The organism is Pseudomonas sp. AAC (genome assembly GCF_000725445.1).
Lineage (GTDB): Bacteria > Pseudomonadota > Gammaproteobacteria > Pseudomonadales > Pseudomonadaceae > Pseudomonas > Pseudomonas citronellolis.
On the sequence record NZ_KL647098.1, the window covers coordinates 765,551 to 791,548 of the forward strand.

The 25,998-nt window shown below is 67.2% G+C and carries 25 protein-coding genes; 13 read left to right on the forward strand and 12 right to left on the reverse strand.

The window, feature by feature from the left end; genetic code table 11:
- Window positions 1-26: 26 nt before the first annotated feature.
- A complete protein-coding gene (gene hmpA, locus FG99_RS20945) occupies window positions 27-1,208 on the reverse strand; it encodes an NO-inducible flavohemoprotein (RefSeq protein WP_043272141.1) in 1,182 nt (393 codons plus the stop codon).
- Window positions 1,209-1,364: 156 nt separating this feature from the next.
- On the opposite strand from hmpA, the gene norR reads away from it, so the two are divergent.
- The 3 genes from norR (at window position 1,365) to queD (ending at window position 3,898) form a co-directional block, all read left to right on the forward strand.
- Window positions 1,365-2,912: a nitric oxide reductase transcriptional regulator NorR gene (gene norR / locus FG99_RS20950; protein ID WP_043272142.1), complete on the forward strand. Its 1,548-nt coding sequence runs from the start codon at window positions 1,365-1,367 to the stop codon at window positions 2,910-2,912.
- Between the two features lie 54 nt (window positions 2,913-2,966).
- Window positions 2,967-3,455, forward strand: a complete 489-nt coding sequence (locus FG99_RS20955) for a carboxypeptidase-like regulatory domain-containing protein (RefSeq protein ID WP_009618686.1) — start codon at window positions 2,967-2,969, stop codon at window positions 3,453-3,455.
- 86 nt (window positions 3,456-3,541) lie between these two features.
- Window positions 3,542-3,898 carry a 6-carboxytetrahydropterin synthase QueD gene (gene queD / locus FG99_RS20960; protein WP_009618684.1) on the forward strand — a complete coding sequence of 119 codons (357 nt, stop codon included), beginning with the start codon at window positions 3,542-3,544 and terminating at the stop codon, window positions 3,896-3,898.
- A gap of 794 nt (window positions 3,899-4,692) precedes the next feature.
- Here queD and FG99_RS20965 read toward each other — a convergent pair.
- Complete coding sequence (locus FG99_RS20965; protein WP_043272143.1) at window positions 4,693-5,454, reverse strand: GntR family transcriptional regulator; 762 nt, start codon at window positions 5,452-5,454, stop codon at window positions 4,693-4,695.
- A 385-nt stretch (window positions 5,455-5,839) separates the two neighbouring features.
- On the opposite strand from FG99_RS20965, the gene FG99_RS20970 reads away from it, so the two are divergent.
- Entirely contained in the window at window positions 5,840-7,189 is a 1,350-nt protein-coding gene (locus FG99_RS20970) for an NCS2 family permease (protein WP_043272144.1), read from the forward strand.
- Between the two features lie 67 nt (window positions 7,190-7,256).
- Entirely contained in the window at window positions 7,257-7,883 is a 627-nt protein-coding gene (locus tag FG99_RS20975; RefSeq protein WP_009618679.1) for a LysE family translocator, read from the forward strand.
- Between the two features lie 378 nt (window positions 7,884-8,261).
- Here FG99_RS20975 and uraH read toward each other — a convergent pair whose 3' ends face one another.
- Window positions 8,262-8,615: a hydroxyisourate hydrolase gene (gene uraH / locus FG99_RS20980; RefSeq protein ID WP_043272145.1), complete on the reverse strand. Its 354-nt coding sequence runs from the start codon at window positions 8,613-8,615 to the stop codon at window positions 8,262-8,264.
- Between the two features lie 409 nt (window positions 8,616-9,024).
- On the opposite strand from uraH, the gene puuE reads away from it, so the two are divergent.
- From puuE to FG99_RS21010, 6 genes are all read left to right on the forward strand, one after another.
- On the forward strand, window positions 9,025-9,954 hold the full coding sequence (gene puuE, locus FG99_RS20985; protein WP_043272146.1) for an allantoinase PuuE: 930 nt from the start codon (window positions 9,025-9,027) through the stop codon (window positions 9,952-9,954).
- Complete coding sequence (uraD, locus tag FG99_RS20990; RefSeq protein WP_043272147.1) at window positions 9,951-10,466, forward strand: 2-oxo-4-hydroxy-4-carboxy-5-ureidoimidazoline decarboxylase; 516 nt, start codon at window positions 9,951-9,953, stop codon at window positions 10,464-10,466. Before puuE ends, uraD begins: the two co-directional genes overlap by 4 nt.
- Before the next feature lie 39 nt (window positions 10,467-10,505).
- Entirely contained in the window at window positions 10,506-11,501 is a 996-nt protein-coding gene (gene alc / locus FG99_RS20995; protein ID WP_043272148.1) for an allantoicase, read from the forward strand.
- A 131-nt stretch (window positions 11,502-11,632) separates the two neighbouring features.
- Window positions 11,633-12,139, forward strand: a complete 507-nt coding sequence (locus tag FG99_RS21000) for an ureidoglycolate lyase (protein ID WP_043272149.1) — start codon at window positions 11,633-11,635, stop codon at window positions 12,137-12,139.
- A 52-nt stretch (window positions 12,140-12,191) separates the two neighbouring features.
- Entirely contained in the window at window positions 12,192-13,502 is a 1,311-nt protein-coding gene (locus FG99_RS21005; protein ID WP_043272257.1) for a urate hydroxylase PuuD, read from the forward strand.
- 504 nt (window positions 13,503-14,006) lie between these two features.
- Window positions 14,007-15,353, forward strand: coding sequence for a nucleobase:cation symporter-2 family protein (locus FG99_RS21010; RefSeq protein ID WP_043272150.1), 1,347 nt, complete (start codon window positions 14,007-14,009; stop codon window positions 15,351-15,353).
- A gap of 201 nt (window positions 15,354-15,554) precedes the next feature.
- Here the strand turns inward: FG99_RS21010 and FG99_RS21015 are convergent, their stop codons facing one another.
- The 3 genes from FG99_RS21015 to speE form a co-directional block, all read right to left on the reverse strand.
- The gene (locus FG99_RS21015) at window positions 15,555-16,340 is read right to left on the reverse strand and encodes a sulfite exporter TauE/SafE family protein (protein WP_009618662.1); all 786 of its coding nucleotides are present in this window, start codon (window positions 16,338-16,340) and stop codon (window positions 15,555-15,557) included.
- Window positions 16,341-16,501: 161 nt separating this feature from the next.
- Entirely contained in the window at window positions 16,502-18,580 is a 2,079-nt protein-coding gene (locus FG99_RS21020) for an LTA synthase family protein (protein WP_043272151.1), read from the reverse strand.
- Window positions 18,581-18,802: 222 nt separating this feature from the next.
- Window positions 18,803-19,663 (reverse strand): polyamine aminopropyltransferase, encoded by an 861-nt coding sequence (gene speE / locus FG99_RS21025; RefSeq protein ID WP_043272152.1) that lies wholly within the window; start codon window positions 19,661-19,663, stop codon window positions 18,803-18,805.
- A gap of 207 nt (window positions 19,664-19,870) precedes the next feature.
- Here speE and FG99_RS21030 point away from each other — a divergent pair, with 207 nt between their 5' ends.
- Together FG99_RS21030 and FG99_RS21035 are read left to right on the forward strand one after the other, a co-directional pair.
- The gene (locus tag FG99_RS21030) at window positions 19,871-20,779 is read left to right on the forward strand and encodes a DNA-3-methyladenine glycosylase family protein (protein ID WP_043272258.1); all 909 of its coding nucleotides are present in this window, start codon (window positions 19,871-19,873) and stop codon (window positions 20,777-20,779) included.
- Between the two features lie 4 nt (window positions 20,780-20,783).
- Entirely contained in the window at window positions 20,784-21,281 is a 498-nt protein-coding gene (locus FG99_RS21035) for a methylated-DNA--[protein]-cysteine S-methyltransferase (RefSeq protein WP_009618654.1), read from the forward strand.
- 80 nt (window positions 21,282-21,361) lie between these two features.
- Here FG99_RS21035 and FG99_RS21040 read toward each other — a convergent pair whose 3' ends face one another.
- The 6 genes from FG99_RS21040 to aroC form a co-directional block, all read right to left on the reverse strand.
- Complete coding sequence (locus tag FG99_RS21040; protein ID WP_043272153.1) at window positions 21,362-21,553, reverse strand: PLDc N-terminal domain-containing protein; 192 nt, start codon at window positions 21,551-21,553, stop codon at window positions 21,362-21,364.
- Between the two features lie 52 nt (window positions 21,554-21,605).
- On the reverse strand, window positions 21,606-22,289 hold the full coding sequence (gene mtnC, locus FG99_RS21045) for an acireductone synthase (RefSeq protein WP_043272154.1): 684 nt from the start codon (window positions 22,287-22,289) through the stop codon (window positions 21,606-21,608).
- Between the two features lie 114 nt (window positions 22,290-22,403).
- Window positions 22,404-22,949, reverse strand: coding sequence for a 1,2-dihydroxy-3-keto-5-methylthiopentene dioxygenase (locus tag FG99_RS21050; protein WP_009618648.1), 546 nt, complete (start codon window positions 22,947-22,949; stop codon window positions 22,404-22,406).
- A 30-nt stretch (window positions 22,950-22,979) separates the two neighbouring features.
- Window positions 22,980-23,606: a methylthioribulose 1-phosphate dehydratase gene (locus FG99_RS21055; RefSeq protein ID WP_043272155.1), complete on the reverse strand. Its 627-nt coding sequence runs from the start codon at window positions 23,604-23,606 to the stop codon at window positions 22,980-22,982.
- Window positions 23,603-24,754: an MFS transporter gene (locus FG99_RS21060; RefSeq protein ID WP_043272156.1), complete on the reverse strand. Its 1,152-nt coding sequence runs from the start codon at window positions 24,752-24,754 to the stop codon at window positions 23,603-23,605. Before FG99_RS21060 ends, FG99_RS21055 begins: the two co-directional genes overlap by 4 nt.
- Window positions 24,755-24,813: 59 nt before the next feature.
- Window positions 24,814-25,905 (reverse strand): chorismate synthase, encoded by a 1,092-nt coding sequence (gene aroC, locus FG99_RS21065; protein WP_043272157.1) that lies wholly within the window; start codon window positions 25,903-25,905, stop codon window positions 24,814-24,816.
- Window positions 25,906-25,998: the final 93 nt, after the last annotated feature.

Genomic DNA, 25,998 nt, shown 5'->3' on the forward strand with positions numbered 1-25,998 from the left:
GCCCGCATGGGCCGGCCGGTCTAGCCTCAGGCCTCCAGCGCGCTGGCGGGGCCGAAGAACTCGTAGTGGCACTGCTTTTCCGGCACGCCCAGCTCGCGCAGGAGGCGCTTCACCTGGGCCATGAACGGCTTGGGCCCGAGGAAGTAGGCGTCCAGGTCGCGCTGCTCCGGCAGCCAGTTGCTCAGTAGCTGCTGGCTGATGAAGCCCTCGGCATCGGCCTGGTCCTGCTCGCGCGGCTCGCTGTAGCAGAAGAAGTGCAGCAGCGTCGGGTGCTTGCGCGCCTGGTTCTCGATGAACTCGCGGAAGGCGTGCACGCCGCCGTGGCGCGCGCAGTGGATGAAGTGCACAACGCGGCCGGCGTCCAGCGCCTGCTGCAGCATGGCCAGCGACGGGGTAATGCCGACGCCCGCGGTGATCAGCGCCAGCGGCTTGTCGCTGTCGTCCAGGACGAAGTCCCCGGCCGGCGGGAACAGGTCGATCTCGTCGCCTTCGTGGAGCTGGTCGTGCAGGTAGTTGGAAACCCTGCCCTCGGGCTCGCGCTTGACGCTGATGCGGTACTCGCGGCCGTTGGCCGGGGCCGACAGCGAATAGTTGCGGCGCACTTCCTCGCCATCCAGATCCAGGCGCAGGCCGATGTACTGGCCCGGCTCGAAGTCCAGCAGCGCGCCGCCGTCCACCGGTTGCAGGTAGAAGGAGGTGATCTCCTCGCTCTCGGCCACCTTGCGCGCCACGCGGAAGCGCCGCGCGCCGCGCCAGCCACCTTCTTCGGCGGCATTGCGGGCGTATACCGATTCCTCGGCGCCGATCAGGATGTCGGCCAGTTGCTGGTAGGCGGCGGCCCAGGCGGCGATCACCTCGTCGGTGGCGATCTCCTCGCCCAGCACTTCGCGGATGGCGCGCAGCAGGCAGGCGCCGACGATGGGATAATGTTCCGGCAGAATCTGCAGCGACACGTGCTTGTTGACGATCTGCCCCACCAGCGGGCCGAGGCGCTCCAGCTCGTCGATGTGGCGGGCGTACATCAGCACGCCGTTGGCCAGGGCCCGTTGCTGGTCGCCGGAAGCCTGGTGGGCCTGGTTGAAGAGCGGACGCACCTGCGGATACTCGGTCAGCATCAGCTGGTAGAAGTGCCGGGTCAGGGCTTCGCCACCGGTTTCCAGCAGCGGGACGGTCGCCTTGATCAGGGTGCGTTGTTCGTTGGACAGCATGCGGATCTCCTTGGAACGCAAGACAGGGTGGGAACTGCCTGTAATCCTTCAGAAAACGTGCCAAGGCCGGCGCCCAGTATTCGCGGGACTTCCGCGGCGTCAGAAGTCATAATGACCAGCAATCATTCGAGTCATACGGACTACATAGAGGTCAGAATGACCAGTAACCCCTTGCTTGCCACCCTGCTCCCCCTGGTCGACGACCTGTCCCGCGAACTGCCCGACGAAGAACGCTACCGCCGCCTGCTGGAAGCCCTGCGCGAACTGCTGCCCTGCGACGCCAGCGCCCTGCTGCGCCTGGAAGGCGAGCAACTGGTACCCCTGGCAGTGGACGGGCTGAGCCCGGACACCCTCGGCCGCCGCTTCAAGATCGCCGAACACCCGCGCCTGCAGGCCCTGCTGGAACGCCCCGGCCCTACCCTGTTCGACGCCAACTGCGGCCTGCCCGACCCCTACGACGGCCTGGTGGAAGGCGTGCACCTGGAAGTGCACGACTGCATGGGCTGCCCGCTGTACCTCGACGAGCAGCCCTGGGGCCTGCTGACCCTCGACGCCCTCGAGCCCGGGCGCTTCTCCAGCGGCGACCTGGACAACCTGCAGGCCTTCGCCAGCCTGGCGGCGGCCACGGTGAAGGCCAGCCAGCGCATGCTCGACCTCACCCTGCGCGCCGAGCACGAGCAGCAGCGCGCCGACGCCTACCAGCGCGCCGCCGGCGAGGCCCCGCGCGAACTGGTCGGGCAGAGCCCGGCGCACCGCCAACTGGTGGACGAGATCAAGCTGGTGGCCGGTAGCGACCTCAGCGTGCTGGTCACCGGCGAGACCGGCGTGGGCAAGGAACTGGTGGCCCAGGCCATCCACCAGCGCTCGCTGCGCCACGCCCAGCCGATGATCAGCCTGAACTGCGCGGCGCTGCCGGAAACCCTGGTGGAGAGCGAACTCTTCGGCCACGTGCGCGGCGCCTTCTCCGGCGCGGTGGGCGAGCGCCGCGGCAAGTTCGAACTGGCCGACGGCGGCACCCTGTTCCTCGACGAAGTGGGCGAGCTGCCCCTGGCGATCCAGGCCAAGCTGCTGCGCGTGCTACAGAGCGGCCAACTGCAGCGCCTGGGCTCGGACCGCGAGCACCGCGTGGATGTGCGCCTGATCGCCGCCACCAACCGCGACCTGGCCGCGGAAGTGCGCGCCGGGCGCTTCCGCGCCGACCTCTACCACCGCCTGAGCGTCTACCCGCTGCGGGTGCCGCCGCTGCGCGAGCGCGGCAACGACATCCTGCTGCTGGCCGGCTACTTCCTCGAACAGAACCGCCCGCGCCTGGGCCTGCGCAGCCTGCGCCTGAGCGCCGAGGCCCAGGCCGCCCTGCTCGGCTACCCCTGGCCGGGCAACGTGCGCGAACTGGAACACCTGATCGGCCGCGCCTCGCTCAAGGCCCTGGCCTCAAGCCCCGAACGCCCGCGCATCCTCACCCTGGAGCTCGACGACCTCGGCCTCGAACAGGGCCTGCACCTGCCGGAAACCGGCAAGTCCGCCCCCGCCCGCGAGCTGCCCAAACCCGGCATCGAACTGCGCACCGCGCTGGACGACTTCCAGCGCCAGCTGATCGCCGCCAGCCTGCAACGCCACACCGGCAACTGGGCGGCCGTGGCCCGCGAACTGGGGGTGGACCGGGCCAACCTGAACCGCCTGGCCAGGCGCCTGGACCTCAAGTGAGCCGGGCCTGGGCTATCTTTGCAGACGCATAGCCCATGCCCCGGAGAAGCCTTCATGCGCCACCTGTTCGTCGCCCTGCTCGGCCTCGCCCTGGCCGGCTGCATCTCGCCCAACCAGGGCCGGCCGCTGAACTTCGGCGAGTTCCCCAGCGCCGAGTACCAGGCGCTGGCGGTCCACGGCAACGGCAGGATCGACGGCCGCGCCTTCCTCAAGACCCGCGCCGGCACCCTGAAGCCGGCGGCCGGCAAGGACGTGGCGCTGATCCCGGCGACGCGCTACATGGCGCCGCTGTACAAGGCCTACCAGGAGCGGCGGCCGCTAGGCGAGCCCGACGCCCGGGCGAAGATCTACACCCGCACGGTGCGCGCCGACGCCGAGGGCCGTTTCAGCTTCGCCCAGGTGCCGGCGGGGCGCTATTACCTGAGCTGCGAAGTGACCTGGGAAACCACCGGCGCCAACGGCCCGACCACGGTGGGCGCCACCGTCATGGCGCCCTTGACGCTGCGCGAGGGCGAGGAAGTCCAGGTCGAGCTGACGCGCTGAGCCGCCGACGGGGTGTGCCCGGCCGGCGGGCAAAGTGGGTACAATGGGCGGTTGCAATTGCCCACTGATGATCTGAAGGCCACCTCTTGGAACTGTTCAAGGAATTCACTTTCGAGTCCGCCCACCGCCTGCCCCACGTACCGGAGGGCCACAAGTGCGGCCGCTTGCACGGCCACTCCTTCCGCGTGGCGCTGTACATTGAGGGCGAGGTCGACCCGCATACCGGCTGGATCCGCGACTTCTCCGAGATCAAGCAGATCTTCAAGCCGATCTACGAACAGCTCGACCACAACTACCTGAACGACATCCCCGGCCTGGAAAACCCCACCAGCGAGAACCTCTCGCGCTGGATCTGGCAGCAGGTCAAGCCGCTGCTGCCGGAATTGTCGCGGGTGCGGGTGCATGAGACTTGCACCAGTGGGTGTGAGTATCGCGGGGATTGAGGCCCGCCCCTACCGCATGAGCAAGCATGGCTTTTCGTAGGATGGTGTTGAGCGAAGCGATACCCATCCTACGGGTGTGTTTGCCGCGGAGATAGGTGCCGGGGATCAAGAGCACCCTCTCCCCAGCCCTCTCCCGCAAGCGGGAGAGGGGGCCATTCGTGCCACCGGGGTGTCCGGCGGGGCGTTGAGTCCAATCGCGGACAAGGTCCGCTCCTACGCCCGTGCTTCCTGGAACCGTAGGAGCGGACCTTGTCCGCGATTCGGACTTCCAGAGAAATAGCCGAGCGCACCGAAACGCCCCTTCAGAAGGCCGAGCGAAACCGGCGCTCAGGAGGTCATGCGACATGGATGTCGCGAGAGCCCCGATGGGCTACAGGGACGTACGCTCGGGGGGGGGGGACGCCCTAGTTCGGGCCTCCGTGGCGGGGGAATTCGCGAGGGTAGCCCGGCTCCATCGGGCCCGTATGTCGGGGCAAGCCTTTTTGGTTCCTTTTTGCGGGGGTGGCCTTCCACCGTTTGACAAAAGGGACTCGCCCGAGGGGGCGAAACAAGACGGTCGGGCAGACTCGGTGCGGCGCAGAAACACCCAAGCCAAGGCAACTGGGTTATTCCCCTTCGGGCCAGCGCAAGTATTGTTCGCGGCAATGACGAGCTTAAGGCCGGAGAGGGGCAAGCCTCGCGAGCCAAGCCATAACCCCAAATGAAAAATACCGTTTCCCCAGGCAGAGAAACGGCATCCTTTCTTAAGTGAACAGCATTACGCGCTCAGGCAAGGCTTTCCATTGGCGCAAACCTCAACGCGCCGCAGTACGCCCGCCCTTCTTCTTGCCACCAAGCAGATGCGAGAACACCGCATGCAGGTCGCCCGAGGCGCTGTCGCCCTCCAGGTTCAGCTTGTCGTCGATGTGCGCCATGTGGTGCATCATCAGGGTCACGGCCTTTTCCTTCTCGCCCTTCTCGATGGCGTCGAGGATTTCGTTGTGCTCGTCGAACGAGCAATGCGAGCGGCCGCCCGCCTCGTACTGGGCGATGATCAGCGAGGTCTGCGACACCAGGCTGCGCTGGAAGCTGACCAGCGGGGCGTTCCTGGCCATTTCCGCCAGCTTGAGGTGGAACTCGCCGGACAGGCGGATGCCCGCGCCGCGGTCGCCGCGGGCGAAGCTGGCCTGTTCCTGCACCACCATCTCGCGCAGCTCGGCCAGGGCCTCGGCGCTGGCGTTGTCCACCGCCAGCTCGGTGATGGCGCGCTCGACGGTGCGCCGGGCGAAGAGGATCTGCCGGGCCTCGTCGATGCTCGGGCTGGCCACCACCGCGCCGCGGTTGGGGCGCAGCAGCACCACCTGCTCGTGGGCCAGGCGCGACAGGGCGCGGCGGATGATGGTGCGGCTGACGCCGAAGATTTCGCCCAGGGCCTCCTCGCTCAGCTTGGTGCCCGGCGCCAGGCGCTGTTCGAGGATGGCGTCGAAGATGTGCGCGTAGACGATCTCGTCCTGCGTGCCGGTACGGCTCTTGCCGTTGCGCGCCGGCTTCTTGATCTGTTGCAGCGGGTCGGTCATGGATCCTCAACCTTGTTGGGCGGACCGGCGGCCTGGGCAATCCGCTACCAGGTACGCGGGCGCGACGAAATGATGGCCACCAGTGTACACAAAATGCCCAGCACCGCGCACCCGGCGCATCCCCCCTGCCATGCGGCATTCAGCCGTCCCCTCTGTACAAATTCCGCGCAATGCCTGAGCGAATCTTCCGATGAATTGTTTGGAAGAAGGCGGGAGGTAGGTACGAAACATTATTTGATTTTTTTGTATACAACCTCATAATCGCCGGCGTGACTTCCTGACTAGCAAGTCAAGAACACACCCTCAAGCCTTCCGCCGAGCCAGGGACGCAGGTGAACCAGCCGACGGCAAGGACCAACAACAAGAGCGTTGAGGAGTACCCGCTGTGGAAAGCACCAAACAAGAACAACAAACCGCTGTCGCCTCCAGCCCACCCGCCACCGGCCTGCTCGAACGCCTGTTCAAGCTCAGCCAGCACGGCACCACGGTGAAGACGGAACTGGCCGCCGGCCTGACCACCTTCATCACCATGGCCTACATCATCTTCGTCAACCCCAACATCATGGCCGACGCCGGGGTCAACCACGGGGCGGCCTTCGTCGCCACCTGCCTGGCCGCCGCCCTGGGTTGCTTCCTGATGGGCCTGTACGCCAACTGGCCGGTGGGCCTGGCGCCGGGCATGGGCCTCAACGCCTTCTTCACCTACACCGTGGTCAAGACCATGAACTACAGCTGGGAGATCGCCCTGGGCGCGGTGTTCATCTCCGGCGTGCTGTTCATGGTGCTGACCTTCTCGCGCATCCGCGAATGGCTGCTCAACAGCATCCCGCCGAGCCTGCGCTTCGCCATGGGCGCGGGGGTCGGGCTGTTCCTCGGGCTGATCGGCCTGAAGACCGCCGGCATCGTAGTCGCCAGCCCCGCCACCCTGGTGCACCTGGGCGACCTGACCAAGCCCGGCCCGCTGTTGGCGGCGATCTGCTTCCTGATGATCGCCGTGCTGGAATACCGCCGGGTGTTCGGCGGCATCCTCATCAGCATCCTCACCGTCACCGCGGCCGGCATCGCCCTGGGCCTGGTGCAGTTCGGCGGGGTGTTCTCGATGCCGCCGAGCCTGGCGCCGACCTTCCTGGCCATGGACATCGCCGGCGCCTTCAACGTGACCATGATCAGCGTGATCCTGGCCTTCCTCTTCGTGCACATGTTCGACACCGCCGGCACCCTGATGGGCGTGGCCCAGCGCGCCCACCTGGTGCGCGAGGACGGCCGCATCGAAAACCTGTCCAAGGCGATGAAGGCCGACAGCACCTCCAGCGTGGTCGGCGCCGTGCTCGGCGTGCCGCCGGTGACCAGCTACGTGGAAAGCGCCGCGGGCGTGGCCGCCGGCGGCCGCACCGGGCTGACCGCGGTGACTGTCGGCGCGCTGTTCGTCGCCGCCATGTTCTTCGCCCCGCTGGCCGGCATGATCCCCGCCTACGCCACCGCCGGCGCGCTGATCTACGTGGCCATGCTGATGATGGGCGGTCTGGCGCACATCGACTGGCAGGAACACACCGAGACCATCCCGGCCATCGTCACCGTGATCATGATGCCGCTGACCTTCTCGGTGGCGGACGGCATCGCCATGGGCTTCGTGACCTACGTGGCGATGAAGGTCTTCACCGGCCGCCACAAGGACGTGACCGTCAGTCTGTATGCACTCTGCGCAATATTTGTAGCCAAATTCATCTTCCTGTAATCTGGAGCGGCCCCGCCACGGCCCCGACGCATGCCTGCGTCGGGGCCTTTGCATTCGAGAGCCCGCGATGAACCTGGAAACCTGGCTGCTCTACAGCAGCGCCGCCCTGATCGTGATCCTGATTCCCGGCCCGCTGTCGCTGCTGATGGTCAGCAACAGCCTCAACTATGGCCTGCGCCGTTCGCTGCCGGCCTTCCTCGGCGGGGTCAGCGCCTCCATCTGCCTGCTCAGCGCCTCGGCCCTGGGCCTGGGCGCGCTGCTGCTGGCCTCGGAGAAGCTGTTCAGCGTGCTCAAGGTGCTGGGCGCGCTCTACCTGTTCTACCTGGCCTGGCAGAGCTGGCAGGAATCGCGCATCGCCGGCCAGCCGCGCGCCGCCGAGGAGATGCCGGTCAACCCGGGCTTCCGCAGCCTGTACTGGAAGGCCTTCGGCCTGGGCGCCAGCAACCCGAAGGACATCCTGTTCTTCGCCGCCTTCCTGCCGCAATTCCTCAAGGCCGACCATCCGCTGTGGCAGCAGCTGCTGGTGATGATCCTCACCTGGGCGCTGCTCGACTTCGCCTGCAAGCTGTTCTACGGCCTCAGCGCCCGCGGCGCCGCGCGCTTCCTGCGCTCGGGCAAGGGCCAGGCCTGGTTCAACCGCGGCAGCGCCGCGCTCTTCGCCACCGCTGGCGGGGCTTCGTTGCTGAGCCGCTGAGGCCCATAGAACCGTTCGCGAGCAAGTTCGCTCCTACAGGCGCCAACGCTCTTCGTAGGAGCGAGCTTGCTCGCGAACGGTGTTTACCGGCAGCAATCGTGTTCAGGGCTGACTCCGCCCCTCTCCCCAACCCTCTCCCTGAAGGGAGAGGGAGCTGTCCAGCGCGAACGAGAGGTTCGGCATCAACCTGTAGGAGCGGGCCCTGCCCGCGATTTCGCGCGCAGGGCGCGCTCCTACATGGGAACGCGGTGGGGGTGGAGTGGAGCGATACCCATCCTACGAAAGCACCTCGGCGCAAAAGCACACAGGCAAAAAAAGACCCGCCAGAGGCGGGCCGATGGGACTCCACGAAGAGTCGGGTGGGAAGTCGGTGGCGGCCTAGCTGCCGCGGTAGGTCGAGTAGCTGTACGGCGAGATCAGCAGCGGCACGTGGTAGTGGTCGCTTTCCGAGGCGATGCCGAAGCGCAGCACCACCTGGTCGAGGAAGGCCGGTTGCGGCAGTTGCAGGCCACGGGCGCGGTAGTAGTCGCCGGCGTTGAACTGCAGCTGGTAGACCCCGGCGCGGAAGTCCTCGCCCTGCAGCAGCGGCTCGTCGCAGCGGCCGTCGTCGTTGGTCACGCGGGTGGCGACCAGTTCCAGCTGCTGGCCCTCCACGCGGTAGAGCTCGACCTTGATGCCATGGCCGGGGCAGCCGTGGGCGGAATCCAGTACGTGCGTCGTCAAACGTCCCATGGGCTCTGGGCATCCCCGGCGCGGCCGGCGGACGCCGTCCTCCTTCTCGGTGTGGTGTGGGTTGCACCCCGCAGGCAGCGGCCGGCCGGGTGGGTTGGATGGGACGAAAATACGCCATCACCCAAACATTGTATACAAAAAATTTGCTCCAGCGCCCCGAAACGGCACCCACGCACCAGCACGCGGCATTTCGATCCGCAGCCGGAGCCAGGGAGGCCACAGCCCGCCGGGCTGACCGTTCGGGCAGGCAGTTTGCTTGCTTTACCGACGGATGCGGATGACGACGGATGGCGAAATCGGCACGCGGGATTGTATTTACATACGGCCACACAACTTGTATACAATGTCTCGCAACACGGTGACGCACGCCCTACCGCCCGCGCCACCCCCAACAAGAAGGAACACTGCAGTGAGCGCTGACTACCCACGCGACCTGATCGGTTACGCCGACAACCCTCCCCACCCGCACTGGCCGGGCGACGCCCGCATCGCGCTGTCCTTCGTGCTCAACTACGAGGAAGGCGGCGAGCGCTGCATCCTCCATGGCGACAAGGAATCCGAGGCCTTCCTCTCCGAGATGGTCGCCGCCCAGCCGCTGCAGGGCGCGCGCAACATGAGCATGGAATCCCTCTACGAATACGGCAGCCGCGCCGGCGTCTGGCGCCTGCTCAAGCTGTTCAGGAAATACGACCTGCCGCTGACCATCTTCGCCGTGGCCATGGCCGCCCAGCGCCACCCGGACGTGATCAGGGCGATGGTCGCCGCCGGCCACGAGATCTGCAGCCACGGCTACCGCTGGATCGACTACCAGTACATGGACGAGGCCCAGGAGCGCGAGCACCTGCTGGAGGCCATCCGCATCCTCACCGAGCTGACCGGCGAGCGCCCGCTGGGCTGGTACACCGGCCGCACCGGCCCGAACACCCGGCGCCTGGTGCGCGAGGAAGGCGGCTTCCTCTACGACTCCGACACCTACGACGACGACCTGCCCTACTGGGACCCGCAGAGCACCGCCGAGAAGCCGCACCTGGTGATCCCCTACACCCTGGACACCAACGACATGCGCTTCACCCAGGTGCAGGGCTTCAACAAGGGCGACGACTTCTTCGAATACCTCAAGGACGCCTTCGACGTGCTCTACGCCGAAGGCGCCGAGGGCGCGCCGAAGATGCTCTCCATCGGCATGCACTGCCGCCTGCTCGGCCGCCCGGCGCGCCTGGCCGCGCTGGAGCGCTTCATCCAGTACGTGAAGGGCCACGAGAAAGTGTGGATCGCCCGCCGCGTCGACATCGCCCGCCACTGGCACGAAAAGCACCCGTTCAAGGAGAGCCAGGCATGAGCCGCTTCCAGACCCTCACCCCGGCCAGCCTCGACCGCGCAGCCTTCGTCGCCGCCTTCGCCGACATCTACGAGCACTCCCCCTGGGTGGCCGAGAAGGCCTACGACCTGGGCGTGGACGAAAGCCTCAACGACATCGAGAGCCTGCAGCAGCGCATGGCCGACATCCTCCTGTCGGCCAGCCATGAAGCCCAACTGGCACTGATCAATGCTCACCCGGACCTCGCCGGCAAGGCCGCGGTGCGCGGCGAGCTGACCGCCTCCAGCACCTCCGAGCAGGCCGGCGCCGGCATCCACGAGTGCAGCGCCGAGGAATTCGCCCGCTTCAACGAACTCAACGATGCGTACAAGGCGAAATTCGGCTTCCCCTTCATCAAGGCGGTGAAGGGCAGCAACCGCCACCAGATCCTCGCGGCCTTCGAGGAGCGCATCCACAACACGCCGGAGCAGGAATTCCAGACCGCCCTGGCCGAGATCAACAAGATCGCGATGTTCCGCCTGCAGCAGCTCTGAGCCGCGCAACCGGAAATTCACGTCACCAAGGAGAACAAGATGAGAACCTACAACGCTCCCTTCGAGAAATTCGTCAACCTGGCCGACGAGCGCCTGGGGAGCAAGGTGATCAGCGTCACCGACGAATGGTTCGCCGCTGCCAGCCGCATGCTGCAGCCCACCCCCGCGGTGTGGAAGGAAGGCGTATTCGACGACAACGGCAAGTGGATGGACGGCTGGGAATCCCGCCGCAAGCGCTTCGAAGGCTATGACCACGCGGTGATCCGCCTGGGCGTGCCGGGCTCGATCAAGGGCGTGGACATCGACACCAGCTTCTTCACCGGCAACTTCCCGCCGTCGGCCTCCCTCGACGGCTGCTTCGTGGCCGAGGGCGAGCCGAACGACGACACCCAGTGGACCGAAGTGCTGTCCTCCGTCGAGCTGCAAGGCAACAGCCACCACTACCACGAGATCAGCGACGAGCGCCCCTACACCCACCTGCGCCTGAACATCTACCCGGACGGCGGCGTGGCGCGCCTGCGCGTGTACGGCATCCCGTTCCGCGACTGGGCCCAGCAGAACCCCGACGAACAGGTCGACCTGGCCGCGGCACTGAACGGCGGCCGCGCCCTCGCCTGCTCCGACGAACACTTCGGCCGCATGAGCAACATCCTCAACCCCGGCCGCGGCGTGAACATGGGCGACGGCTGGGAAACCGGCCGCCGCCGCACCCCGGGCAACGACTGGGTGATTGTCGCGCTGGGCCACGCCGGCATCGTCGAGAAGATCGTCGTCGACACCCTGCACTTCAAGGGCAACTACCCGGAGAGCTGCAACATCCAGGCGGCCTTCGTGAAGGGCGGCACCGACAGCCAGATCGCCACCCAGAGCCTGTACTGGCGCGAACTGCTGCCCAGCCAGAAGCTGCAGATGCACAACGAGCACACCTTCATCGAGCAGATCAAGGAACTGGGCCCGATCACCCACGTGCGCCTGAACATCTTCCCGGACGGTGGCGTCAGCCGTCTGCGCCTGTTCGGCAAGGTGGCCAAGTAAGCGAAACACTGCCGTCGTCCCCGCTGGCGCGGGGGGCCAGAGACACTGGGCCCCCGCGTTCGCGGGAGTGACGGAAAAAACGGTTCCCGGGCCCCGCCCGGGTTCAGTACAACAAATACAAGTGACCAGCCATGCGTACCCTGAAGATCGAACCGTTGACCAAGGAAGCCTTCGCCCCGTTCGGTGATGTCATCGAGACCGAGGGCAGCGCCCACTTCATGATCAACAACGGTTCCACCCGCCGCTATCACAAGCTCGCCACGGTCGAGACCGCGCAGCCCGAGGATAAGGCGATCATCAGCATCTTCAGCGCCGAAGCACTGGAGATGCCCTTGCGCATCCGCATGCTGGAGCGTCATCCGCTGGGCAGCCAGGCCTTCATCCCGCTGCTCGGCAACCCCTTTCTGGTCGTGGTCGCGCCACTTGGCGACGTACCTGTACCGGGCCTTGTCCGCGCCTTCCTGACCAACGGAAGGCAGGGCATCAATTACCACCGCGGCGTCTGGCACCACCCGGTGCTGACGATCGAAAAGCGGGATGACTTCCTGGTGGTCGATCGCAGCGGTTCCGGCAACAACTGCGACGAGCATTTCTTCACCGAGGACGAGCAACTGCTCCTCGACCCCCAACTAAACTAATAAGAGAGGCCCGTCCGCCGCGACGCCGGCGCCCGGGCAAGAGGTAATGACTGTGGAAGCACATCTCATCGAATGGGCGAACCTGCTGGTTCGCTGGATTCACATGATCGTCGGCATCGCCTGGATCGGTGCCTCGTTCTACTTCGTCTGGCTGGAAAACAACCTCAACCGCGTCAACCCGCGCGAGGGGCTCTCGGGCGACCTCTGGGCAATCCACGGTGGCGGCATCTACCACCTGGAGAAATACAAGCTGGCGCCGCCGAAGATGCCGGACAACCTCCACTGGTTCAAATGGGAGGCCTACTCCACCTGGCTCTCGGGCGTGTGCCTGCTGACCATCGTCTTCTACCTGAACCCCAGCCTGTACCTGGTGGCCCCGGGCAGCGACCTGGCGCCCGCCGCGGCCATCGCCATCGGCATCGGCTCGCTGATCGCCGGCTGGTTCATCTACTCCGGCCTGTGCGACTCGCCGCTGGGCAAGACCCCCGCCCTGCTCGGCGCCATCCTGTTCGCCCTGCTGGTGCTCGCCGCCTACCTCCTCAGCCAGGTGTTCAGCGGCCGCGGCGCCTACCTGCACGTCGGCGCGATCATCGGCACCATCATGGTCGGCAACGTGTTCCGGGTGATCATGCCGGCCCAGCGCGCGCTGGTTAAGGCCATCGAGGAAGGCCGCGAGCCCGACCCGGTGCTGCCGGCCAAGGGCCTGCTGCGTTCGCGCCACAACAACTACTTCACCCTGCCGGTGCTGTTCATCATGATCAGCAACCACTTCCCGAGCACCTACGGCAGCCACTACAACTGGCTGATCCTGGCGTGCATCGCGGCGCTGGCGGTGATAGTGCGGCACTACTTCAACACCCGCCACAACGGCAACGGCATGGCCTGGGCCCTGCCCGCCGGCGCCGTGGGCATGATCGCCCTGGCCTTCGTCACCGGCCCGACGCTGCAGAGCGCCGCCCCCGCCGGCAACGCCGCGCAGGTGCAGTACCAGCCGCTGCCGGAAACCGCCATCGGCGGCAAGACCGCCGCCGAACGCGCCAAGGAAGAGGCCGACAAGCCCGCCGCCGCGCAGGCCCAGGCGCAAGCCTCGGCGCCCGCTGGCGTGGATTTCGACAAGGTTCATCACGTGATCCAGGAGCGCTGCGTGGCCTGCCACTCGGCCAAGCCGACCAGCCCGCTGTTCAGCGCGGCCCCGGCCGGCGTGATGTTCGACACCCCGCAGCAGATCCAGGCCCAGGCCGCGAAGATCCAGGCCCTGGCCGTGGCCTCGCAGGTCATGCCGCTGGGCAACATCACCCAGATGACCCAGGACGAGCGCAACCTGCTCGGCAACTGGATCGCCAAGGGCGCCCAGACCAACTGAGCCACCGCGGTTCGCCGGAACCAGAAAGACCGCACCTTCGGGTGCGGTTTTTTTATGCCCGCGGGGGCTCACGGCGAGCTGGCGAGTTGTAGGAGCAACTGTCTTACCGACTGCGTCAGGGGCGCTCTTCGTAGGATGGGTTGAGCTTGCGAAACCCATGTTGCCGTGGCGATGGGTATCGCTTCGCTCAACCCATCCTACGAGGCTTTGAACCCACCTGGAGGAACATCGAACCCATGAAATAAAAATGTAGTCCCACCCGACCTACGGCTACATCCCGCCAAGACCACGGAACACGCGGCCTAGAGCGACCCGAAACCCATCATTCACAAGCCGACCGGAGAGTTGTATACAAAAACATATTGAAGCGAATACACATCGACGCTATAAAGTCCCGCACCGCTTCACCCGCACGGCCCCGGGGGTGTGGCGAGCCAGTACTACCCGGCCGCCGAGCCTGATCGGCGTCCACCAGTGACACAACAATAAAAATCGAGGTGTTGCATGTCCGAGGTAACTGAGCGCCACGCGGCCGGCTCGTCCGCCGACCAGCGTCTGCCGTTGCTGCAACTGCTGCTGGTGGGATTCCAGCACGTGCTCCTGATGTACGGCGGCGCCGTGGCCGTCCCGCTGATCGTCGGCCAGGCCGCCGGCCTGTCCCGCGAGGAAATCGCCTTCCTGATCAACGCCGACCTGCTGGTCGCCGGCATCGCCACCGTGGTGCAGTCGCTGGGCATCGGCCCGGTCGGCATCCGCATGCCGGTGATGATGGGCGCCAGCTTCGCCGCCGTCGGCAGCATGGTGGCCATGGCCGGGATGCCCGGCGTGGGCATCAACGGCATCTTCGGCGCGACCATCGCCGCCGGCCTGTTCGGCATGCTCGTCGCGCCCTTCATGAGCCGCATCGTGCGCTTCTTCCCGCCGCTGGTGACCGGCACCGTGATCACCTCCATCGGCATGTGCCTGTTCCCGGTGGCCATCAACTGGGCCGGCGGCGGCAAGGGCGCGGCCAACTTCGGCGCCCTGGAATACCTGTTCCTGTCCAGCCTGGTGCTGGCCGCCATCCTGCTGGTCAACCGTTTCCTCAAGGGCTTCTGGACCAACGTCTCGGTGCTCATCGGCATGCTGCTGGGCTATATCGTCGCCAGCGCCATGGGCATGGTCGACCTGTCCGGCATCGATACCCGCCCGGCCTTCGAGGTGGTCACCCCGCTGCACTTCGGCGCGCCCAGCTTCCACCTGGCGCCGGTGCTGTCGATGTGCCTGGTGGTGCTGATCATCTTCGTCGAGTCCACCGGCATGTTCCTCGCCCTGGGCAAGATCACCGGCGACGAGATCTGCCCCAAGCGCCTGCGCCGCGGCCTGCTGTGCGATGCCACGGCGTCGTTCTTCGCCGGCTTCATGAACACCTTCACCCATTCGTCGTTCGCCCAGAACATCGGCCTGGTGCAGATGACCGGGGTGCGCAGCCGCTTCGTCACCGTGGCCGCCGGCGGCTTCCTGATCCTCCTCAGCCTGATGCCCAAGGCCGCCTACGTGGTCGCCTCGATCCCGCCGGCGGTGCTCGGCGGCGCCGGCATCGCCATGTTCGGCATGGTCGCCGCCAGCGGCATCCGCATCCTCCACGAGGTGGACATCGTCGACCGCCGCAACCAGCTGCTGGTGGCGGTGAGCATCGGCATGGGCATGGTCCCGGTGGTGCGCCCGGACTTCTTCGCCGCCCTGCCCGCCTGGATGGAACCGATCACCCACAGCGGCATCGCCATGACCGCGATCTGGGCGGTGCTGCTCAACCTGCTGTTCAACATCCTCGGCGAACGTGGCCGCGACGCCCTCTGCGGGCACCACTGAAGCCGACGCTTTCGGCGGGCCCCTCCCGACGCCCGCCGCTTCCAGCCGCGCCTCACTCCTGCGCGGCTTTTTTCATTCGCGCGGTAGTGACTGGAGCATCTGCCGGCGCAGTGCCGTAGGGGTTAAGAGCGCCTACACCGCCGGGAAGCTCCATTCGCGAGCAAGCTCGCTCCCACGAACCGGGAGAACCGCCGAACCGGATCAGAACACCAGCTTGTAGCCGATGCTGAACAACATCACCGCCAGGCACGGCCGCAGGACGTTGTCCGAGATGCGCCCGGACAGATGGCTCCCCAGGTAGATCCCCGGCAGCGAACCGCACAGCAGGTACCCCAGCAGTTGCCAGTCCATGTTGCCCATGCTGGCGTGGCCCAGGCCGGCCACCAGGGTCAGAGGCACCGCGTGGGCGATCTCGGTGCCCACCAGGCGGCGGGTGGCGAGGAAGGGATAGAGCACGAACAACGCCACCGTGCCCAGCGCGCCGGCGCCGATGGAGGTCAGCGCGACCATGGCGCCGAGCACCACGCCGGTGAGAATCGTGAGGCCGTTGAGGCTGGCGCCGCCCAGGTGGTAATGATCGCCGGCATGCTTGTGGGCGAAGGCCAGCAGCTTCTGCTTGAACAGGATGGCCAGGGCGGTGAGCAGCAGGACCACGCCCAGGGCGTGCTTGATCACCGTGTTCAGCGCCTGGGTGTCGGCGCCCAGGCTGTGCAGGAACAGCAGGGTCAGGCCCGCTGCCGGCACGCTGCCGAGGGTCAGCCAGCCGGTGATGCGCCAGTCGACGTTCTTGTGCCGGGTGTGCACCAGCACGCCGCCGGACTTGGTGATGGCTGCGTACAGCAGGTCGGTGCCCACGGCGGCCGCCGGGTTGATGCCGAACCAGAGCAGGATGGGCGTCATCAGCGAACCGCCGCCGACGCCGGTCATACCCACGATGAACCCGACCAGCAAGCCTGCGACAACGAAACCAAGGACGCCGAATTCCATCAACCCTTCCTGAAAGCCGTGAACGGCTTGCGAAAACCGGCGGGCAGGATAGCGGCTTTCCTTATAAGCGCTTATATCAATATCGACTTAATTTATAACCAAATCTTAAAGCGCCGCCCACGAAAAAGGGGCCCGCAGGCCCCTTCTCCGTCACGCGCCGGTCAGTCGCTGTCCGGCTTGCTGTCCACCACGCCAGTGGTGTTGTTCAGCAGGCTCTTGGTCGCGGTCTGGATGAAGGATTCCAGGCGCTTCTTCAGCTCGGCCTCGTCCGGCACACCCTGCACGCGCTCGGCCTTGGGATGGGCGCCGACCTGGTAGTCGTACACGCGGATGTCGCCTTCCTTGGGCTTGATCAGGATGCGGTTGCCGGAAAGGATGGCCACCACCTGTTCGCTGCCCGAGGGCTTGATCACGCCGAAGCCCTTGTCGCCGGCCGGCAGGTTCAGCAGGTCGCGGCCCCAGCACTGGTGGCGCACCTCGCCACCCAGGCGGCCCATGATGGTCGGCACGATGTCGATCTGGGTGCCGACGGTGTCGCGGCTGGCGCCGTACTTCTCCTGGATGCCCGGGGCGATGATCAGCAGCGGCACGTTGAAGCGGAACAGGTCCATCTCGGTCAGCTGTTCCGGCGCGCCGAAGCCGTGGTCGCCCACCACCACGAACAGGGTGTCCTTGTAGTACGGCGACTTCTTCGCCTTCTCGAAGAACTGGCCCAGCGCCCAGTCGGAGTAGCGCATGGCGGTCAGGTGCTCGTCGAGGCTGCCGTTGCCGGTCACGCGCTCCACCGGCAGGTCCTTGGGCAGTGCGTAGGGCACGTGGTTGGAGAGCGTCTGCAGCAGGGCGTAGAACGGCTTGCCGCTGGCGGCCAGGCGGTCCAGTTCCTCGTTACCGCGGGAGAACATGTCCTGGTCGGACACGCCCCAGGTCGGGTCGGAGAACACCGGGTTCACGAAGTCGTTGCGGCCGACGAAGGTAGTCATGCCCTGGTTGGCGAAGAAGCCGGACTGGTTGTCCCAGGCGAAGTCGCCGTTGTAGACGTAGACGTCGTCGAACTGGCGCGCGCTGAGCAGCTGCGGCAGGCCGGAGAACTTGTGGCCGCCCTCGGGCGTCTGCATCAGGTACTCGAAGCCCGGCAGGTTGGGGAAGCAGGCCATGGTGGCGAACATGCCCTGGTGGGTGTGGGTGCCGTTGGAGAAGAACTGGGTGAACAGCAGGCCTTCCTTCGACAGCTTGTCGAAGTACGGGGTGATGTTGCCCGGCGCGCCCAGGGCGCCGACGAAGTGGCCGGCGAAGCTTTCCATGAGGATCACCACCACGTTCTTCACGCCCGGCAGCGTGCCTTCGGCCGGCGGGGTGAAGTCGCGGCGGATGGCCGCGTCGTCGGCGTCCACCAGCTTGTCGTTGGGCGTCAGCAGCATCTGCCGCACGGTGTCGCGGGCCTGGTCGTCGGGCAGCGTGGCCTTCCAGATGTTCGCGCGGTCCTCGCCGAAGCGGTCCTCGGCGGCCTTGAGCAGGGTCATGGAGCCGTTCAGGCCCAGGTGGTTGGCGAACATCGAGTCGGTGGTGAAGGCATCGCCCCAGCGCAGCGGCGGGCCCTGGCGCAGGGTGCCGCGGTAGGCGACGCCGGCCACCAGCACCACCACCAGCAGGGCGGCCACGCGCAGGTACCAGGCCGCGGCCGAGGCGCCCACGGCGCTGGGCCGGGTGGCGCGGTCGACGCCGCGGAACAGCATGAACAGCAGCCAGGTGGCCACGGCCCAGGCCAGCAGGTAGCGGACCACCGGGTAGCCGTACCAGATCATGCTCATGACCGTCTTCGGGTCTTCGGACATGTACTGGAACACCAGGCTGTTCAGGCGCTGGTGGAACTCGCGGTAGAAGTCCAGCTCCAGCACGCCGAGGAACAGCGTCAGGCTGGCCAGGGCGGTCAGCCAGAGGCGCCAGAACATGCGCCAGCGCATGGCGGTGACGCTGGCCAGGGCGAAGATCATCGGCGCGACTATCAATATCACCGCGCGGATGTCGAAGCGCAGCCCGGTGACGAAGGCCTCGACGAAGGCGCTGGCCGGGGTATCGCCGATCAGCTCGCGGTTGTAGATCAGCAGCGCCAGGCGCAGCAGGGAGAACATCAGCATCAGCGCCAGGCTGCCGAGCAGGATGAACCCCAGGTGGCTGGACACCGTGGCGCGCGCCAGGTTGGCGGCGCGCTGGCGGGTATTCAGGACTTCCGATTGGCCCATGTTTCAGGTTCCGTTCTGTGCAACGTTCGGTTCGGGCGCCCTCCCCTGCGGGGAGGTGCGGAGGCTCCACGTCCGGGAGCCGGACGTGGAGCGGGCGGCGCATTCTAGTCGGTGAAAATTAGCCAGACCTTAAGAAAATGCCGTCAAGGTGTCGGATTATGCCCAACGCAGGTGAAAAAAGAGTCGCCGCCGCCGGATGGTTCCGACAACGGCGCTTGCGGATCAGTCGTTGTGCGGCTTGCCGATGGCCTGCAGCACGTACTGCGGCAGGGCGAAGGCGCCCTGGTGGATTTCCGGGTTGTAGTAGCGGGTGGCGATGCCGCTGGCGGCGAAGCGCTGGCGCAGGGTTTCCAGCGGCACGCGGCGCAGGGCGGGCTCAAGGGCGCCCCAGGCGAAGGTCATGGCGCCGCCGATGTAGGTGGGCACCGCCGCCTGGTAGAAGTGCCAGTCGGCGAACAGGCCGTTCATCCGACCGGCGGTGTTGCGCACGGTGTCCAGTTGCATGAACGGGGTGCCGTTCTGGGTGACCAGCACGCCGCCCGGGTTCAGGCAGCGGTGGCAGGCCTGGTAGAAGTTCTCGGAGAACAGCACCTCGCCCGGGCCGATGGGGTCGGTGGAGTCGGAGATGATCACGTCGAATTTGCGCTCGGTGGTGGCGACGAAGCGCATGCCGTCGTCGATCACCAGGTCCAGGCGCGCATCGTCGAAGGCGCCGTTGGAGTGGCGCGGCAGGAACTGCCTGCACATGTCGACCACGGTGCCGTCGATCTCGACCATGGTGATGTGCTCGACGCTGGCGTGCTTGCACACCTCGCGCAGCATGCCGCCGTCGCCGCCGCCGATGATCAGCACGCGCCTGGCCGCGCCATGGGCAAGGATCGGCACGTGGGTGAGCATCTCGTGGTAGATGAACTCGTCGGCCTCGGTGGTCTGGATCACCCCATCCAGGGCCATCACCCGGCCCATGCGGGCGTTTTCGAAGATCACCAGGTGCTGGTGCTCGGTGCGCACCTCGTGGAGCAGCTGGTCGACGCTGAAACGCTGGCCGTAGCCTTCGTAGAGGGTTTCCTGGTAATCGCGCATGGGCGGTCTCCCGGTTCAACGGTGAATGAAGCGGGCCGAGGGCCGGCCGTGAAAGGCGCGCATTCTACTGTGCGAGGCATGACAGGTCGAACCCGCGCACTTCGCCCATTCACCTTGCCCACTCAGTTTGCCCGCTCACTTTGCCCGCTCAGTTTGAAAGCCAGCTGCGGGACGACAGCGCGGCAGCGGCGGGTTATGGTCAGCGCCATGAACGCACCCATCACGCCCCTCGTCCTGCACCTGCCCTACCAGCCGCCCTGGGACTGGGCACAGTTCCACGCCCATTTCGCCCTGCGCCGCCTGGCCGGGGTGGAAACCCTGGGCGAGGCGCACTACCGGCGCAGCCTGCGCCTGGATGGCGTGCCCGGCTGGATGGAGATCCGCCCGCTGGCCGACGAGCCGGCCCTGCGCCTGGAACTGCACCTGGACGGCGCCGGCGCCGACAGCGCCCCGCTGGCCGCGCGGGTGCGCAAGATGTTCGACCTGGACAGCGACCCGCGGGCGGTGGCCGCGCACCTGGGCGCCGACCCGCTGCTGCGCCCGCTCGTCGAAGCCTGGCCAGGGCTGCGCCTGCCCTGCGCCTTCGATCCGTTCGAGCAGGCAGTGCGCGCCATCGTCGGCCAGCAGGTCACGGTAAAGGCCGCGGTGACCATCACCGGCCGCCTGGTGCAGCGCCTCGGCCAGCCCCTGGGCAACGCCGTGGCCGACGGCCCGCAGTACCTCTGCCCTACCCCGCAGGCCCTGGCCGAGGCGGACCTGGACGGCATCGGCATGCCCGGCAAGCGCGTGGCCAGCCTGCAGCGCTTCGCCGCGGCGGTGGCCGAAGGCGCCCTGGAACTGCATGTGGAGGATGGCGCGCAAGCGCTGGTGAAGCGCCTCTGCGAGCTGCCCGGCATCGGCCCCTGGACCGCCGAATACGTGGCCCTGCGCGCCTTCGGCGAGGCCGACGCCTTCCCCACCGCCGACCTGGGCCTGCTCAAGTCGCCGGTCTGGGGCGAGGCCGGCACCAGCGCCCGCGACCTGCAACGCCGCGCCGAGGCCTGGCGCCCCTGGCGCGCCTACGCCGCCGTCTATCTCTGGCAAGCCTACTCGCAAGGCAGCCGCATCGGAGGATGAAGCCATGCACTACCGCTACTACGACAGCCCCCTCTGCCGCCTGCTGCTGGCCGGCGACGAACAGGGCCTGCGCATGCTCTACATGACCCCCTTCGAAGGCCACGAGCCGGGCCCGGACTGGCGCGAGGCCAGCAGCCAGCTGGATTCCGTGATGAAGCAGCTGGACGAATACTTCGCCGGCAAGCGCAAGGTCTTCGACGTGCGCCTGGCGCCCCAGGGCACCGAGTTCCAGCGCCAGGTCTGGCACGCGCTGACGCAGATTCCCTACGGCCACACCACCTGGTACGCCGACCTGGCCGAACGCATCGGCCGGCCGAAGGCGGTGCGCGCGGTGGGCGCGGCCAACGGCGCCAATCCGATCAGCATCATCATCCCCTGCCACCGGGTGATCGGCCGCGACGGCAGCCTGACCGGCTACGGCGGCGGCCTGCCGCGCAAGGAGGCGCTGCTGCGGCTGGAGGGGGTGATGGTGGGGGAATCGCGAGAGTTGGAGTTGGTTTGATGGGGTTTCCAGGTGGTTTCCGTGTTTCGGGGATATTCCATTCGCGAGCAAGCTCGCTCCTACGAAACCCCCCGCCCCCGCTACACCCGCACGTTGCCCTTGGGCCCGGCGATCGCCCAGATCACCAGCCCCAGCAAGGGCAGGATGAGGATCACCAGCACCCAGATGATCTTGATGGGCACGTCCGCGCTGCTCTTGAGCACGCTGATGATCGCCCAGACGTCGAGGGCGAAGATGATCAGGCCGATCAGGCCGTTGAAGGTCGAACCCATGGCGCCGCTCCCGCTGCTGGAGGTGTGCCCTCCAGCATAGACGGCAGTGGCCTCAGCAGCGGGCCGGGTCGATCAGGGCGAAGCTGGCCTGCGTCTCGTGGCCTTTCAGGGCGCCGCCTTCGCGGGCCAGGCCGATGGTTGCCAGGCCGGCTTCGCGGGCGGCGTCCAGCTCCTGCACCACGTCGGAGAGGAACAGCACCTGCTCCGCCGGCAGGCCGATGGCCTCAACGATGCGCGCGTAGGAGGCGGCCTCGCGCTTGGGCCCGCTGGTGGTGTCGAAGTAGCCGGAGAACAGCGGCGCCAGGTCGCCGGCCTCGGAGCAGCCGAAGATCAGCTTCTGCGCCTGGATCGAGCCGGAGGAGTAGACGTACAGGTCATAGCCCTCGGCCTTCCAGCGGCGCAGCGCCTCCACCGCGTCCGGGTAGACGTGGCCCTTGAGCTGGCCGGCGCGGTAGCCCTGCTCCCAAACCATGCCCTGCAGCGCTTTCAGCGGCGTGGCCTTGCGGTCTTCGGCGATCCACTGCAGGAGGATGGCGATGCAGCGCTCGACGTCGGCGCCGGCTTCGCCGCTCTCGGCGCGCACCGCGTCCAGCTGCGCGGCCACTTCCGGCTCGCCGGCGTGCTCGCGGACGAAATCCGGCAGGTGCGCGGCGGCGTAGGGGAAGAGCACGTCGAAGACGAAGCTGACGGCGCTGGTGGTGCCTTCGATGTCGGTGAGGATGGCTTTGATCGGCATGGTAACTCCGGTGTAACGCTATCCGTAGGAGCGGACCTTGTCCGCGATGGCCGGAGGTTCCGGCGCGATTCGCGGATGAGATCCGCTCCTACGAAAGAAATAGAGCGCGGGGTGTCAGTCTTCCAGCAGCGGGAAGCGCCTGGCGATCTCGTCGCCGGTGAACTTCGCCACCCAGCCCTCGGGGTTGTTGAACAGGCGGATGGCCACGAAGTGCGGGCGCTCGCCCATGTCGAACCAGTGGCGGGTGCCGGCCGGCACCGAGATCAGGTCGTTCTTCTCGCAGAGCACGGCGTAGACGTGGTCCTCGACGTGCAGGGTGAACAGGCCGCGGCCGGCGACGAAGAAGCGCACTTCGTCCTCGCCATGGCGGTGTTCGTCGAGGAACTTGGCGCGCAGCTCGTCCTTCTGCGGGTGGTCGGCGCTGAGGCTGACCACGTCGACGGTGACGTAGCCCTGCTCGTCCTTCAGGCGCTGGATCTCCGGCGCGTAGGCGGCCAGCACCTCGTCGGGGCTGGCGCCGGGGGCGATGGGCGCGCTGGCCTGCCAGCGCTCGAAGCGCACGCCGAGCTCGGCCAGGGTGGCGGCGATGTCCTCGGCGTGGGTGAGCAGCTTCAGCGGCTGCTCGGGGGCGGATTCGTGGTAGACGGTCAGGCTGCTCATGCTCGGGTCCTCGGGTACTGCCGGATTCGCTCAGCGCGTGCCGCCGCGAAGGCTGATCACTTTAAGTTCGCATTCGAAGAGAAATTCGAAGGCTTCCACCTGGCGCAGGGCGTCTTCCATGCGCGGCCCCCAAGTGTACAGGCCGTGGCCGCGGATCAGGTAGCCGGGGCAGTCCGGGTGGGCGTCCAGCCAGGGCTGGACCTTGCCCGCCAGGCGGGCGATGTCCTGGTCGTTGTCGAAGATCGGCACCGTCACCCGGCCCTCGTGGGTGGTGACGCCGGCGAAGGCCTTCTGCAGCTCGTAGTCCTCAAGCTCCAGGCGGTCGCCCTGGGTCAGGCGCGAGAGCACGGTGGCGTTCACCGAGTGGGTGTGCAGCACCGCGCCTATCTCGGCGCGCCAGGCGTACAGCTGGGTGTGCAACAGCGTTTCCGCCGAGGGTTTCTTTCCCGCCTCGAGGCTGTTGCCGGCAAGATCGGTCTCCAGCACGTCGTCGACGCCCAGCTGGCCCTTGTGCTTGCCCGAGACGGTGAGCAGCGCGCGGTCGGCGGCCAGGCGCGCGGAATAGTTGCTGCTGGTGGCCGGCGACCAGCCGCGGCCGTACAGGAAGCGCCCGGCCTCGATGATCTGGCGGGTCAGGTGTTCACGGTTGTTGCTCATGGCCGCTCCTCTTTCAGACGGGTACGGATGATAACGGCTGCGGCCAGCGCCGCCAGGCTGGCGATGGCGAAAGTCCAGGCCGGGCCCAGGCTGGCCCAGCTGTAGCCGGAGTAAAGCGCGCCCAGGGCGCCGCCGGTGCCGGCCAGCGCGGCGTAGAGCGCCTGCCCCTGGCCCTGCTGGCGCGCCTGGAAGCTGCGCTGGACGAAATGGATGGCGGCGGCGTGGAAGGCGCCGAAGGTGGCCGCGTGCAGCAGCTGGGCGAACAATAGCAGGCCCAGGTGGTCGGCCAGGCTGCCCAGCAGCAGCCAGCGCAGCGCCGCCAGCAGGAAGCTCGCCGCCAGCACCTGGCGCAGGCTGAAACGCCCCAGCAGGCGCGGCATCACCAGGAACAGCAGCACCTCGGCCACCACGCCCAGGGCCCACAACCAGCCGATCAGCCCGCGGCTGTAGCCGAGGGCCTCCAGGTGCAGGGTGAGGAAGGTGTAGTACGGCCCGTGGGACAGTTGCATCAGGCACACGCACAGGTAGAAGGCGACCACCCCCGGCTGGCGCAGCTGGGCCAGGAAGCCGCTGGCCGGCGCGTCGCCGTGGCGCCAGGCCGGCTGCGCGTTGGGCACCCACCAGCTGGCGGCGACGATGCCCAGCATGATCGCCAGCAGCGCCACGGGGTAATAGTCCAGGCTGGTGGCTTCGAACAGCCAGCCGAGGCCGACCACGGTGCAGATGAAGCCGATCGAGCCCCACAGGCGGATGCGGCTGTAGCTGGCGGTGCGCTCACCCAGGTGGGCCAGGGTGATGACTTCGAACTGCGGCAGCACCGCGTGCCAGAAGAACGCATGCCCGGCCATCACCAGCGCCAGCCAGGCGTAGCTGTGGTCGAGGAAGATCAGCGCGAAGCACGCCGCCGTGCACAGCGCGCCGAAGCGCACGATGCGCAGGCGCTGGCCGGAACGGTCGCCCAGCCAGCCCCACAGGTTCGGCGCCACGCAGCGCATCAGCATGGGGATGGCCACCAGCTCGCCGATGCGCGCGGCGGAAAAGCCCAGGTGGTGGAAGTACAGGGCGAGGAAAGGCGCGGTCCCGCCCAGCAGGCAGAAATAGAAGAAGTAGAAGCTGGACAGGCGCCAGTAGGGGAAAGAAGCAGCCATGGGCTGGAAGCTCGAAGCTGGAAGTGGCGGCTCTGGGCTTCAGGCTTCCAGCTTCTGGCTCAGAGCTGCCCCAGCACCGGCGTATTGACGCGCACGTCGGCATTCTGCGCACGCTGGCGCAGCAGGTGGTCCATCAGCACGATGGCCATCATCGCCTCGGCGATGGGCGTGGCGCGGATGCCCACGCAGGGGTCGTGGCGGCCCTTGGTGACCACGTCCACCGGGTTGCCGTTCACGTCGATGGAGCGGCCGGGGGTGGTGATGCTGGAAGTCGGCTTGAGCGCCAGGTGCGCGACTATCGGCTGGCCGCTGGAGATGCCGCCGAGGATGCCGCCGGCGTTGTTCGACAGGAAGCCCTCGGGGGTCAGCTCGTCGCGGTGCTCGGTGCCGCGCTGGGCGACGCTGGCGAAACCGGCGCCGATCTCCACGCCCTTGACCGCGTTGATGCTCATCAGCGCGTGGGCCAGTTCCGCGTCCAGGCGGTCGAAGATCGGCTCGCCCAGGCCCGGCGGCACGCCTTCGGCGACCACGGTGATCTTCGCGCCCACCGAATCCTGGTCGCGGCGCAGCTGGTCCATGTAGGCCTCCAGCTCCGCCACCTTGTCCGGGTCGGGGCTGAAGAAGGCGTTCTGCTCGACGCTGTCCCAGGTCTTGAAGGGGATTTCGATCGGGCCCAGTTGGCTCATGTAGCCGCGCACCCGGATGCCCAGGCTCGCCAGGTACTTCTTGGCGATGGCCCCGGCGGCCACGCGCATGGCGGTCTCGCGGGCCGAGGAACGGCCGCCGCCGCGGTAGTCGCGCACGCCGTACTTGTGGTGGTAGCTGTAGTCGGCGTGGGCCGGGCGGAACAGGTCCTTGATCGCCGAGTAGTCCTTGGACTTCTGGTCGGTGTTGCGGATCAAGAGGCCGATCGGGGTGCCGGTGGTCTTGCCTTCGAACACGCCGGAGAGGATTTCCACCTCGTCGGCTTCCTGGCGCTGGGTGGTGTGCCGGCTGGTGCCGGGCTTGCGCCGGTCGAGGTCGAGCTGCAGGTCTTCCAGGGAGAGTTCAAGGCCGGGCGGGCAGCCGTCGACGATGGCGACCAGCGCCGGGCCGTGGCTTTCGCCAGCGGTGGTGACGGTGAACAGCTTGCCGTAGGTGTTGCCGGACATGCGAGGCTCCGCGGAAGACTTGGGTGAACGAAAAGGCCCAGCAGTATACCTGCGACATACCGCCCTGCGAACCTTCCGCGGCGCGCGCCGTCA